The sequence below is a fragment of the Streptomyces sp. NPDC088817 genome (genome assembly GCF_044750345.1).
Lineage (GTDB): Bacteria > Actinomycetota > Actinomycetes > Streptomycetales > Streptomycetaceae > Streptomyces.
The window spans coordinates 167,605-180,331 of the sequence record NZ_JBIVJN010000005.1; the positions used below are offsets into that span (position 1 = coordinate 167,605).

10 protein-coding genes are annotated in these 12,727 nt (G+C 72.8%); 4 read left to right on the plus strand and 6 right to left on the minus strand.

Annotated elements, in window-relative coordinates:
- Nucleotides 1-38 precede the first annotated feature (38 nt).
- The 5 genes from ACIP4X_RS11390 to ACIP4X_RS11410 form a co-directional block, all read right to left on the minus strand.
- Complete coding sequence (locus ACIP4X_RS11390) at nucleotides 39-1,142, minus strand: aspartate-semialdehyde dehydrogenase (protein ID WP_358736915.1); 1,104 nt, start codon at nucleotides 1,140-1,142, stop codon at nucleotides 39-41.
- Nucleotides 1,139-2,416: an aspartate kinase gene (locus tag ACIP4X_RS11395; RefSeq protein WP_358736913.1), complete on the minus strand. Its 1,278-nt coding sequence runs from the start codon at nucleotides 2,414-2,416 to the stop codon at nucleotides 1,139-1,141. The genes ACIP4X_RS11390 and ACIP4X_RS11395 overlap by 4 nt, the downstream gene beginning before the upstream one ends.
- A gap of 191 nt (nucleotides 2,417-2,607) precedes the next feature.
- Complete coding sequence (locus ACIP4X_RS11400; protein ID WP_358736911.1) at nucleotides 2,608-3,267, minus strand: DUF5063 domain-containing protein; 660 nt, start codon at nucleotides 3,265-3,267, stop codon at nucleotides 2,608-2,610.
- Entirely contained in the window at nucleotides 3,260-3,859 is a 600-nt protein-coding gene (gene recR / locus ACIP4X_RS11405; protein WP_358736910.1) for a recombination mediator RecR, read from the minus strand. The genes ACIP4X_RS11400 and recR overlap by 8 nt, the downstream gene beginning before the upstream one ends.
- 58 nt (nucleotides 3,860-3,917) lie before the next feature.
- On the minus strand, nucleotides 3,918-4,262 hold the full coding sequence (locus ACIP4X_RS11410; protein WP_358736908.1) for a YbaB/EbfC family nucleoid-associated protein: 345 nt from the start codon (nucleotides 4,260-4,262) through the stop codon (nucleotides 3,918-3,920).
- 255 nt (nucleotides 4,263-4,517) lie between these two features.
- On the opposite strand from ACIP4X_RS11410, the gene ACIP4X_RS11415 reads away from it, so the two are divergent.
- Nucleotides 4,518-5,267: an SLATT domain-containing protein gene (locus ACIP4X_RS11415; RefSeq protein WP_358736906.1), complete on the plus strand. Its 750-nt coding sequence runs from the start codon at nucleotides 4,518-4,520 to the stop codon at nucleotides 5,265-5,267.
- Nucleotides 5,268-5,273: 6 nt separating this feature from the next.
- On the opposite strand, the gene ACIP4X_RS11420 is transcribed toward ACIP4X_RS11415, so the two are convergent.
- Nucleotides 5,274-7,868, minus strand: coding sequence for a protein kinase domain-containing protein (locus tag ACIP4X_RS11420; RefSeq protein ID WP_391458681.1), 2,595 nt, complete (start codon nucleotides 7,866-7,868; stop codon nucleotides 5,274-5,276).
- 217 nt (nucleotides 7,869-8,085) lie between these two features.
- On the opposite strand from ACIP4X_RS11420, the gene ACIP4X_RS11425 reads away from it, so the two are divergent.
- The 3 genes from ACIP4X_RS11425 to ACIP4X_RS11435 all read left to right on the plus strand — a co-directional run bounded on the left by ACIP4X_RS11425 (nucleotide 8,086) and on the right by ACIP4X_RS11435 (nucleotide 12,682).
- Nucleotides 8,086-9,444, plus strand: coding sequence for an aspartate aminotransferase family protein (locus ACIP4X_RS11425; RefSeq protein ID WP_401347896.1), 1,359 nt, complete (start codon nucleotides 8,086-8,088; stop codon nucleotides 9,442-9,444).
- 110 nt (nucleotides 9,445-9,554) lie between these two features.
- On the plus strand, nucleotides 9,555-10,256 hold the full coding sequence (locus tag ACIP4X_RS11430) for a GntR family transcriptional regulator (protein ID WP_358736901.1): 702 nt from the start codon (nucleotides 9,555-9,557) through the stop codon (nucleotides 10,254-10,256).
- Nucleotides 10,253-12,682 (plus strand): glycosyltransferase, encoded by a 2,430-nt coding sequence (locus ACIP4X_RS11435; protein ID WP_401347898.1) that lies wholly within the window; start codon nucleotides 10,253-10,255, stop codon nucleotides 12,680-12,682. Before ACIP4X_RS11430 ends, ACIP4X_RS11435 begins: the two co-directional genes overlap by 4 nt.
- The last annotated feature ends 45 nt before the right edge of the window (nucleotides 12,683-12,727 follow it).

The following is a 12,727-nucleotide window of genomic DNA, read 5'->3' on the forward strand; positions in this document are numbered from 1 at the left end:
ACGGTATTTCCGGCGGTGACGGTCCCGTGCGACAGGAGTCACGGTGCCTCGGCGGCCACCAGCTCCGCGATTTGCGCGATGTTCAGCGCCGCGCCCTTGCGCAGGTTGTCACCGCACACGAAGAACTCCAGCGCCGTGGGATCGTCCAGCGCCCGGCGCACCCGCCCGACCCAGGTCGGATCGGTGCCCACCACGTCGGCGGGCGTGGGGAACTCGCCCGCGGCCGGATCGTCGTAGAGCACCACGCCGGGCGCTGTGGCGAGGATCTCCCGCGCCCTGCCGACCGTGACCTCGTCCTCGAAGCGGGCGTGCACGGTCAGGGAGTGCGTGGTGACCACCGGGACGCGTACGCAGGTCACGGCGACCGGCAGCCGCGGCAGCCCGAGCACCTTGCGGGACTCGTCCCGCAGCTTCATCTCCTCCGAGGACCAGCCCTCGTCGCACAGCGACCCGGCCCACGGCACGACGTTCAGCGCCACCGGTTCCGGGAACGGACCGGTGTCGTCCCCGACGGCCCGCCGCACGTCACCGGGGCTGGTCCCCAGCTCCGTGCCCGCCACCAGGGACAGCTGCCGGCGCAGGGTCTCCACGCCCTCGTCCCCGGCCCCGCTCACCGCCTGGTACGAGGAGAGCACCAGGTCGCGCAGGCCGAACTCGGCGTGCAGCGCGCCCAGCGCCACGATCATGGACAGGGTGGTGCAGTGGGGGCTGGAGACGATCCCGCGCGGGCGCCGCCGCACCGCGTGCGGGTTGACCTCGGGCACCACGAGCGGCACCTCCGGATCCGCGCGGAAGGCGCCCGAGTTGTCGACCACCACCGCGCCCCGGGCGGCGGCGAGCGGCGCCCAGTGCGCGGTGGCCTCGTCGGGAAGGTCGAACAGGGCGATGTCCACCCCGTCGAAGGCGTCCTCGGCGAGCGCGGCCACCTCGACCTCCTCGCCGCGCACGGTCAGCCTGCGGCCGACCGCGTGCTCGGGCTCCCCGCCCGCCGTACGCGGGTGAGAGTCCGGGGAGGAGCCCGCGGGCAGGGCGAGCAGGCGGATGTCGCCCCAGATGTCCGCGCGCTGGGACAGGATCCGGAGCAGTACCGTGCCGACGGCTCCGGTCGCTCCCACGACCGCGAGCGTCGGTCGGTCGCTCATCGCCCGGTGCCTCCGTAGACGACGGCCTCGTCGCTGTCGGAATCGAGCCCGAAGGCGCTGTGCACGGCGCGCACGGCCCCCGGCACGTCGTCCTGGCGGGTGACGACCGAGATACGGATCTCGGAGGTCGAGATCAGCTCGATGTTCACGCCCGCGTCGGACAGCGCGGTGAAGAAGTCGGCGGTGACGCCCGGGTTGGTCTTCATACCCGCGCCGACCAGGGAGATCTTGCCGATCTGGTCGTCGTAGCGCAGGGAGTCGAAGCCGATGCCGGCCCGGTTCTTCTCCAGCGCGTCGATGGCCTTGCGGCCCTCGGCCTTCGGCAGCGTGAAGGAGATGTCCGTCAGGCCGGTGGCCGCGGCGGACACGTTCTGCACGACCATGTCGATGTTGATCTCGGCATCGGCGATCGTACGGAAGATGGAGGCGGCCTCGCCGGGCTTGTCGGGCACGCCGACGACCGTGATCTTGGCCTCGGAGGTGTCGTGTGCGACACCGGAGATGATGGCCTGCTCCACCTTCTTGACCCCTTGCTGAATCGGCTCGCTGCTGACCCACGTGCCCTGCAGCCCGCTGAAGGAGGAGCGGACGTGGATCGGGATGTTGTACCGGCGCGCGTACTCCACACAGCGGTGGAGCAGCACCTTGGAGCCGGACGCGGCCAGCTCCAGCATGTCCTCGAAGGAGATCCAGTCGATCTTCCGGGCCTTCGCCACCACGCGCGGGTCGGCGGTGAACACGCCGTCGACGTCGGTGTAGATCTCGCACACCTCGGCGTCGAGGGCGGCCGCGAGCGCGACGGCGGTGGTGTCGGACCCGCCACGCCCCAGCGTGGTGATGTCCTTGCCCGCCTGGCTGACGCCCTGGAAGCCGGCGACGATGGCGATGTTGCCCTCGTCCAGCGCGGTCCGGATGCGGCCCGGCGTGACGTCGATGATCCGGGCTTTGTTGTGCACCGAGTCGGTGATGACACCTGCCTGGCTGCCGGTGAACGACTGGGCCTTGTGGCCCAGGTTTTTGATCGCCATGGCCAGCAGGGCCATGGAGATCCGCTCTCCGGCGGTCAGCAGCATGTCGAGCTCGCGCCCGGCAGGCATCGGGGATACCTGCTCGGCGAGATCGATCAGCTCGTCCGTCGTGTCGCCCATCGCGGAAACCACGACAACCACGTCGTTGCCGTTCTTCTTGGCTTCCACGATCCGCTTGGCGACGCGCTTGATGCCCTCGGCATCGGCTACGGAGGAGCCTCCGTACTTCTGCACGACAAGGCCCACGTGCGCTCCTCGCTCAGTCCGTGTCCATCGCACTCGCGCAATACGCGGTGCGGTCGGCTCAGTCTATCGAGCGTCCGTATTTCCCATTCGCGATATCGCATGGTGAGATGCCCGGCGCCCGCTGGTCAGAACGGCTCATGCCCAGGGACCGGGACACCACTCGGAAAGTGCGCCGCGTCACACCGGGGTGCTCAGCGTGCCCGGCGGAGTCCCAGCGGGTCTCCGATCTCCTGGGCCATGACCTTGCCGGCCTCGAACTCCAGGGTCTCGTCGCCCATGCCCTGGTCGGTGTCCAGGCCGTCCAGCTCCTCCAGGGGCTGGTTGAGGCGGACGTGGGCGACCAGGGACTGCAGGGCGCGCAGGGTCGCGGAGGCCGTGGAGCCCCAGTTGGAGAAGTAGGAGAACTGCCACCACCACAGGGCCTCGGTGGTGCGGCCCGCGCGGTAGTGGGCCATGCCGTGCCGCAGGTCGGCCATGACGTCCGCGAGGTCGTCGGAGATACGGGCCGGCACGGGCGCCCGGCGCGGCTCGTAGGGGTCGAAGACCTCGGAGTAGACGTCGATCGGCTCCAGGAGGCGCGCGAGGTTCTCGCGGAGCTGGTCCACGTCCGGCTCCGGACCGGGGTCGGGTTCGTAGCGCTCGTCGGGGACGATGTCCTCGTGCGCGCCGAGCCGGCCGCCGGCCAGCATGAGCTGGGAGACCTCCAGCAGCAGGAAGGGCACCGCCGAGTCCGGCTCGTCGCCCTTGGCGACCTCGGTGACCGCGACCAGGAAGCTCTCCACCTGGTCGGCGATCTGGACCGCGAAGTCGTCCGGGTTCTGGCTGGTCGCGTGCAGCGTGGCGTCAGACATCTAGGAGTCGTCTCCCCTCGAAGGCGCGGCCGAGAGTGACCTCGTCCGCATATTCCAGGTCACCGCCCACCGGGAGGCCGCTGGCCAGGCGGGTGACCTTCAGGCCCATGGGCTTGATCATGCGGGCGAGGTACGTCGCCGTCGCCTCGCCTTCGAGATTCGGGTCCGTGGCCAGGATCAGCTCGGTGACCGTGCCGTCCGCCAGACGGGCCAGGAGTTCCCTGATGCGCAGGTCGTCCGGGCCGACGCCCTCGATGGGGCTGATCGCCCCGCCGAGCACGTGGTAGCGGCCGCGGAACTCACGGGTGCGCTCGACGGCGACGACGTCCTTCGGCTCCTCGACCACGCAGATGACCGAGGGATCGCGGCGGCTGTCGCGGCAGATCCCGCACAGCTCCTCCTGCGCGACGTTGCCGCAGGTCGCGCAGAAGCGGACCTTCGCCTTCACCTCGAGCAGGGCCTGGGCGAGCCGCCGTACGTCCGCCGGTTCCGCCTGGAGGATGTGGAAGGCGATCCGCTGCGCGCTCTTGGGACCGACGCCGGGCAGCCGCCCGAGCTCGTCGATGAGGTCCTGGACCACGCCTTCGTACAACGGACTGCCGTCCTTCCTGGGTCGCTTCGGTACGTACGGTAGTTGCCCGGGGGGCGCCTCAGAAAGGCAGTCCCGGGATTCCGGTGCCGCCGCCCAGGCCCTGGGCCAGCGGACCGAGCTTCTGCTGCTGGAGGGTCTGGGCGTTCTCGTTGGCCGCCTGGACGGCGGCGACGATCAGGTCGGCGAGGGTCTCGGTGTCCTCCGGGTCCACCGCCTTGGGGTCGATCTTCAGCGCGCGCAGCTCGCCGGAGCCGGTGACGGTGGCCTTCACCAGACCGCCGCCCGCCTGCCCGTCGACCTCGGTCCGCGCCAGCTCCTCCTGGGCCCGCTGAAGGTCCTGCTGCATCTTCTGAGCCTGCTGGAGCAGCTGCTGCATGTTGGGCTGGCCACCACCGGGAATCACGATCAGCTCCTGCTTTCGTACGGCTGTCCGGGCGGGGGCCGACGGACCGGTTCCCCGCTGGCACGAGCCTACGTGGTCCGGGCAGGCAGCGCCCCGCCACTCTTTCGAGTGAGTCCTCGATGAGCCCTGTACCTGATCAAGGCCCTCTTACGAGCGGAAAAGCCGTGCTCCCCGGCGCCTCGCCACCCGTTGGGGGGTAGGAAGGGTCCGGCGTGTGAGCCAGCGTCACGGATCGTGATCAGTAGGGAGTGCCGGGTGGGTCAGCCGGAGATGCAGCCCGAGCGTCCGCCGCAGGACGGGCGGGACGACGGTGCGGCCGGGCTGCGGCCGGGCGATCTGACCGGGCGGCCGTTCCCGCTCGGCGACTGGGGCGAGCCGGCGCAGCGGCTGGACGAGCTGTACCGGTGGGTGGAGCGGGGGGCGCTGCAGACCGTGGCCTGGTATCTCGGGGAGCGGGTGTGGAAGCGGCGCGGGGCCCGTGCGCTGCGGGTCGGGGCGGCGGTGGGGGCGGTGACGGGGGCGGTGCTGCCGCTGCTCGATCTGACCGGGGCGGCCGAGGGCGCGGCGCCGTGGGGGTATGTGGCGCTGCTGCTGTGCGTGGCGTGCGTGGGGATCGACCGGTACTTCGGGGTGACGGCGGGGTGGATGCGGGACGTGGCGACCGCGCAGGCCGTGCAACGCCGTTTGCAGGCGCTCCAGTTCGACTGGGCGACCGAGAACGTGCGGGAGGTCCTGGGCCCGGCGGAGGGGACGGCCGGTGAGGCCGCCGAGCGGTGCCTGGGGGTGCTGCGGCGGTTCTCGGAGGACGTCACGGAGCTGGTGCGCACGGAGACGGCCGACTGGATGGTGGAGTTCCGTATCGGCTCGGCGCCGATGGGGCTCCAGGCGGCGGGTCCCGGTGCCGCGGGGCGGTCCGAGCCGGGTGGCGGGCACGGGCGCCTGCCGCTGCCGCCGGGCGCGGCGCGGCCGAACATGCCCCGGCAGCGGCCTCCGGAGCCGCGCTGACTCCGGTCACCGGCGGGTGTACGTCAGCTTTTCCCCGCTGTCGGTGTTCACGCGCTGGAGCGTGCCGTCCGGCAGTAGGACGACCTGCGTGGCCGCGCCCGGGTTGCACCCCTCCTTCTGCCGTCCGGTCGTCACGACGGAGGGGCCGATCTCCAGCGGGCCGCCGTCGCTCGGCCGCTGGGTGAGCCGGGCCTCGAACACGCAGTGGTAGGTGCCGCCGCTGTCGATGGGGCCGTCGGCGACGAGGGTGAGCACGGTGTCGCCGACGTCTCCCTGGGTGATGGTGAGCCGGCGGCTGTTGGTTCCCTGGGCGTTGTCGATCGTCGCCGTCCAGCTGCCGAGGTAGCCGGCCGGGACCGGGCCGTCGGACGGGGAGGGGGATGGGGATGGGGACGGGTCGGGGTCGTCGGGGCCGGTGGCGTGCGTGGACGCGCTGACGGTCGGCGTCGGGCCGGGCGCGCCACCCTTGTCGTCGCCGTCGCCGCCGCCGCGCATCAGCGTGTACACGGAGCCGCCCGCGCCGAGCGCCACCAACAGGGCCACCGCGACGAGGGCCGCGGTGGAGCGACCACTGCGACGCGGCTCCCCCTCCGGAAGCGGACCCGGCCCGTACGGCTGGGTCCGCCCCAGACCGCCGTACGAGTGCTGCTGGGGATAGCCGTAGGCGGTGGGTTGCGGGTGCGGGTGGGAGTGGTCGTAGGCGGCGGGTTGCGAGTGCGGGTGGGGGTAGCCGTACGGGACGGAAGCGGGCGGAACGGCCGGCCCGTGCGGGCCAGGCGCACCTGACGGGACAGCCCCAACAGCTCCGAACCCGCCTGAAGCCCCGGCGCCTCCCGAGACACCGGGGGTACCGGCCGACGCCGACGGCCCGTAAGAGCCGGGCGCACCCGAGGCAGCGCCGACAGCCCCGGACGGGCCGGATGGCGGGGGCGCACCATAAGGGCCAGGCGCACCCGAAGCCCCACCAGCTCCCGGACTTCCGGGCGCACCGGACGACGCCGACGGCCCATGAGGGCCGGGCACGCCCGAAGCAGCGCCGACAGCCCCGGGGGGACCGGACGACGCAGGCGCGCCATAGGGGCCGGGGGCACCCGGAGCCCCAGCGGCACCCGAAGTCCCGGGCGCACCGGACGACGCCGAGGGCCCGTGCGGGCCGGGCGTGTCCGAAGCAGCGGTCCCGGCGGCAGGCGCCCCCGGCGCTACGGGAACTCCGGGCGCGGCGGGACCGGGCGTGCCCGGTGCCGGAACGGCGCTCGGCCTCCGGGGCTCCCCCGCCGCCGCTGCGACGCCCGGTGCCGGGGTCCCCGCCGCCCCGGCGGGGCCCGGCTGCTGCTTGGTGGCGGAGGGTGCCCCTCGCACGACCCCGGGGAGACCCGGCGCGCCGGACAACGGAGCCACGACGGGTGTCCCGGGTGTTGCGGACGGCGGCACGGCGCCCGGGGTGCCCGGTGCGCCGGACAACGGGATGGCGACTGGGGCGCTCGGTGCGCCCGCCGACGGCATGGCACCCGGGGCGACCGGTGTGCCTGGTGCGCCCGGCGCGCCCGGTGCGCCCGGTACGCCCGACGACGGGACGGCGACCGGGGCGCCCGGCGCGCCCGACGACGGCATGGCGCCCGGTGCGCCCGGCGCGCCCGGTGGCGGGAGGGCGACCGGGGTGTGTGGGGGCTTTTCCGGGGGGTCCGGGGTTTCTGCTTCAAGGAGTTGGACCGCGTGGCGGCCGAGTTGGGCGACCAGGGCGCTCGGCAGCCAGGGGTCGCGCAGGCGGCCGTCGGCGATCGTGTCCTCGGCGCCGGTGCGCTGGATGATCCAGTCCACCGTGGGACGGGCCGCCGGGTCCTTCCTCAGGCAGGCGCCGACGAGATCGGCGATGCCCTCGGGCAGCGCGTCGAGGTCGGGTTCCGTCTCTGCGATGCGGTACATCAGCGCGTGCGCTCCACTGTCGGCGCCGCCGAACGGAAGCGCGCCGGTCGCCGCGTACGCGAGCACCGAGCCCAGGCAGAAGACGTCGCACGCGGTCGTGACCCGGTCGCCGCGCACCTGCTCGGGCGCCATGAACCCGGGCGAGCCGACCAGCGCGCCGGTCCGTGTGAGCCCGCCGTCCGTGACGGTCTCCAGCGCGCGGGCGATGCCGAAGTCGATGACGCGCGGCCCGTCGATCGTCACCAGTACGTTCGAGGGCTTGAGGTCGCGGTGGATGAGCCCCGCGGCGTGGATGTCCTTCAGCGCGCCCGCCAGCCCGGCCGCGAGGATCCGCACCGACCGCTCGGGCAGCGGGCCGTGGTCGCGGCCGACGACCCGTTGCAGGCTCGGCCCGGCGACGTACCCCGTGGCCACCCACGGCACGGCGGCCTCGGTGTCCGCGTCCAGCACGGGCGCGGTCCAGTACCCGCCGACCTGCCGCGCGGCCCGCACCTCCTGCCGGAACCGCGCCCGGAACTCCTCCCGCTGCGCCAGTTCCGGCCGCACCAGCTTCACGGCGGCGGTCCGCCCCCGGTCCGAGCGGGCCAGGAACACCTGCCCCATGCCGCCGGCCCCGAGCCGCGCCAGCAGCCGGTACGCGCCGATCCGCTGCGGATCGCCAGGCCCCAGCCTCTCCATGGCCGAACCGCCTCCCCCCGCCATCCCCCGATACGGCCCCTGTGCGTCGGACCGAGAATAGTGCGGCGTCCCGGACGGCCGGGCGACCCGGCGTCCACAGTTCCGTAACAGGTCCGACCCGCGCGGTCCCCCTCCAGACAACCTGTCGCTAAAAGCCCGCGTCCGCAGACAGGCCGCCGATGTCGCGCCCCCGCCCACGCCGTTTACCCTCGGCCGCATGACCCCTCAGCCGAATCCCGAAGCCGGCGCAGTCGTCAAGGCCGCGGACCGGGCGCACGTGTTCCACTCCTGGTCCGCCCAGGACCTCATCGACCCGCCGGCCGTGGCCGGTGCCGAAGGGTCCTACTTCTGGGACTACGACGGCAAGCGTTTCCTGGACTTCACCAGCGGACTCGTCTTCACCAACATCGGCTACCAGCACCCCAGGGTCGTCGCCGCGATACAGGAGCAGGCCGCCACCCTGACCACGTTCGCGCCGGCGTTCGCCGTCGAGGCCAGGTCCGAGGCGGCGCGGCTGATCGCCGAGCGGACACCGGGCGACCTGGACAAGATCTTCTTCACCAACGGCGGCGCGGACGCCGTCGAGCACGCGGTGCGCATGGCGCGGCTGCACACCGGGCGCCCCAAGGTGCTCTCGGCGTACCGCTCGTACCACGGCGGCACGCAGCAGGCCATCAACATCACCGGCGACCCGCGGCGCTGGCCGTCGGACGCCGGCTCGGCGGGCGTGGTGCACTTCTGGGCGCCGTTCCTCTACCGCTCCCGCTTCTACGCCGAGACCGAGGAGCAGGAGTGCGCGCGGGCGCTGGAGCACCTGGAGGCGACGATCGCCTTCGAGGGCCCGGCGACCATCGCCGCGATCATCCTGGAGACCATCCCCGGAACCGCCGGGATCATGGTGCCCCCGCCCGGCTACCTGGTTGGGGTGCGCGAGCTGTGCGACAAGTACGGGATCGTCTTCGTCCTGGACGAGGTCATGGCCGGCTTCGGGCGTACCGGTGAGTGGTTCGCGGCGGACCTCTTCGGCGTCGTACCGGACCTGATGACCTTCGCCAAGGGCGTGAACTCGGGATACGTGCCGCTCGGCGGCGTCGCCATCTCCGGGAGGATCGCGGAGACCTTCGGCAAGCGGGCCTACCCCGGCGGCCTGACGTATTCCGGACACCCGCTGGCGTGCGCGGCGGCCGTCGCGACGATCAACGTGATGGCCGAGGAGGGCGTCGTCGAGAACGCCAGGCGGCTCGGCGCCGAGGTCGTGGAGCCGGGGCTGCGCGAGCTGGCCGAACGGCACCCGAGCGTCGGCGAGGTGCGCGGCACCGGCATGTTCTGGGCCCTGGAGCTGGTGAAGAACCGCGAGACCCGCGAGCCGCTGGTGCCGTACAACGCGGCCGGTGAGGCGAACACCCCCATGGCGGCCTTCGGCGCCGCCGCCAAGGCGAACGGCCTGTGGCCCTTCATCAACATGAACCGCACGCACGTCGTCCCGCCGTGCAACGCGACCGAGGCCGAGCTGAAGGAGGGCCTGGCGGCGCTGGACACCGCGCTGACGGTGGCCGACGAGCACACCGTCGAGTAGCGCGGGCCGCGACGAGCCGGATTCGCAGGCACCGCGAACGCGTAAGGTGGCGTGCTCGTAGACATGACGTACGAGTACGCCACCCGCACGCGCAAGGAGACGCCCCGACCATGCCCGGCATCAGCGGCAACGGCGCCGTGACGCGCAGCACCCTGCGGCAGCAGATCGCGGACGCGCTCCGGGACGAGGTGCTGGCCGGGCGGCTCCAGCCGGGGCAGGAGTTCACGGTCAAGGAGATAGCCGAGCAGTACGGGGTGTCCGCGACCCCGGTGCGCGAGGCGCTCGTCGACCTGTCCGCGCAGGGCCTGCTGGAGGCCGACCAGCACCGCGGCTTCCATGTGCGCGAGTACTCGCTGCACGACCTCTACGACATGATCAAGGCCCGTGCCCTGATCACCGACGGCATGTTCCACGCCGCGGTCTCGGCGCCCCAGGAGTTCCGGCGGGCCGACGACCCGTACGTCAAGGCCACGCTCACCGGGGTGCGGCGGCGCGGCGAGGAGGCCCAGCGCGCGGCCACCGCCGGCGACCTGACCGTCCTGATCGGCTACGACCTGCGGTTCTGGCGCGAGCTCGGCGCCCTGTTCGGCAACCCGTACCTCTCCGACTTCCTCAACCGGCTGCGCGTGCAGTTCTGGGTGTGCGCGGTGCAGCACCTGCGCCGCCGCGGCGATCTGCGCGGCCTGCTGTGGTCCTCCCACACCGAACTCGTCGACGCCATGGCGAGGGGCGACGCCCCGGCCGCCCGCGCGCTCGTCGCCGCGTACAACGCCCACGACCTCGCTCTCGTCGAGCGGCTGGCCACCGCATGAGCGAAACCGTCACCGGGGCCGTCGACCTGTCCGTCGTCATCCCGGCCTACAACGAGGAGCGGCGCCTCGGCCCCACCCTCGACGCGGTCACCGCGTATCTGGCCGCACACGAGGACCGCTTCGGCTCGTGGGAGGTCGTCGTCGCCGACGACGGTTCCACCGACGGCACCGCCGCTCTCGTCACGGACCGCCAGGACCCGCGTGTCCGGCTGGTCGCGGGCGACCGCAACCGCGGCAAGGGCCACGCCCTGCGCCTCGGGGTGGCCGCCACCCACGGCCGCCGGGTGCTGGTCACCGACGCGGACCTGGCCGCCCCCATCGAGGAGCTGGAACAGCTCGACAAGGCGCTCGGCGAGGGCGGCACGGCCGCGATCGGCTCCCGCTCGGTGCCGGGCGCGACGATAGCCAGGCGCCAGCACCGGGTGCGCGAACTGCTGGGCCGCGCGGGGAACTTCCTGATACGGCGGGTCGCGGTCCCCGGCATCCGCGACACCCAGTGCGGCTTCAAACTCTTCGAGGGCGACCAGGCCCGCGAGGCCTTCGCCGCCTCCAGACTGAGCGGCTGGGGCATAGACGTGGAGGTCCTCCAGCACTTCCGCCGCCGTGACTGGCCGGTGGCCGAGGTGCCGGTCCGCTGGGCCCACCAGTCCGGTTCGAAGGTCGCCCCGCTGGACTACCTCCGGGTCCTCGCCGAACTGGGCCGGCTCAAGGCCCGCTCCGTCCGCCCGGCCGACCTGTTCGCCGGCGCGCTGTTCCTGCTGATGGCGGTCACCCTCTACTCCGGCCGCCTCGTCGACCCCGGCCACCGCTACCTCCCCGACTCCCTCCAGGACCAGAACCAGTGGGAGTGGTTCTTCGCGGTCACCGCCGACAGCGTCGCCCATCTGCGCAACCCCCTGTTCACCGACCTCCAGAACTTCCCGGACGGGGTGAACCTCATGGCCAACACGGTCATGCTGGGGATGTCCGTCCCCTTCGCCCCGCTCACGCTGGCCTTCGGTCCGGCGCTCTCGCTGAGCGTCTGCATGACCCTGGGACTCGCGGCCACGGCGGCCGCCTGGTACTGGCTGATCGTCAAACGGGTCGTACGGCACCGGGGCGCGGCCTTCACCGGCGCCTGCCTGGCCGCCTTCGCCCCGCCGATGGTCAGCCACGCCAACGCGCACCCGAACTTCGTGATCCTGTTCATGATCCCGCTGATCGTCGACCGGGCACTGCGCCTGGCCGAGGGCGCCCGGGTGCGGCGGGACGGGATCGTGCTCGGGCTGATGACGGCGTACCAGATCTTCCTCGGCGAGGAGCCGCTGCTGCTCGCCGCGATCGGCATGGCCCTGTTCGCCGCCGCGTACGGGCTCGTCCGCCGGGACGTCGCGCGGGCGGCCTGGCGGCCCCTGCTGAAGGGACTGCTGATCGCCGCGGCGGTGTGCCTGCCGATCGTCGCCTACCCGCTGTACTGGCAGTTCGCGGGACCGCAGAGCTACAAGAGCGTGCTGCACGGCGACAACGCCGGCAACAGCCCGCTCGCCCTGATCTCCTTCGCCGAGCGCTCCCTGTTCGCGGGCGACGCCCAGAAGGCGAACGCGCTCTCCCTGAACCCCACGGAGCAGAACGCCTTCTACGGCTGGCCGCTGCTCCTGCTCGCCTTCGGCATCGCCGTACGGCTGTGGGAGCACGCTCTGGTGAAGGCGCTGGCGATCACGACGGCCGCCGCGGCCCTGCTGTCCCTGGGCCCGAAGTTCCGCGTCCCGCTGACCGATACGGTCTACCCCGGCCCGTGGGCGCCGCTCGCGCATCTGCCGCTGTTCGAATCGGTCATCGAGGGGCGCGTGGCGATGATCTGCGCGCCCGCGCTGGGCATGCTGCTGGCGATCGCCCTCGCCAGGATCACCGGCACCGGCCGCGTCGGCACGCTCTACGGCGGCCTGCCGGCGGTCTGTCTCGCGCTGCTGCCGCTGGTCCCGGCGCCGCTGAAGGCCGAGGACCGCGCCCCGGTGCCGGAGTTCATCACGGCCGGACAGTGGAAGTCCCACGTCCGCGACGGCGAGTCCCTGGTGCCGGTACCGCTGCCCGACCCGGGCGACGCGGAGGCCCTGCACTGGCAGACCGCGGCCCACCTCGGCTTCAAGCTGCCCGGCGGCTACTTCAACGGCCCCTACGGACCCGACCGCGTCGGCATCTACGGCGCCGTCCCCCGCTACACCTCCAACCTGCTGCGGGACGTGAGCTACACCGGGTCCGTACCGGACATCGGCAAGGACTGGCAGGCCCAGGCACGGCGGGACTTCGCCGACTGGCACGCCGGTGTGCTGGTGCTGGCGCCCCAGCCGCACGAGGAGGCGCTGCGGGACGCGGTGACCAAGCTGGTGGGCCGTCCGGGCACGTGGACCGGCGGGGTGTGGGTATGGGACCTGCACGAGGTGAGCTGAGCGGCTCCGCACCGACTAGGCTTCTACACTCTTCGACCACCGAAC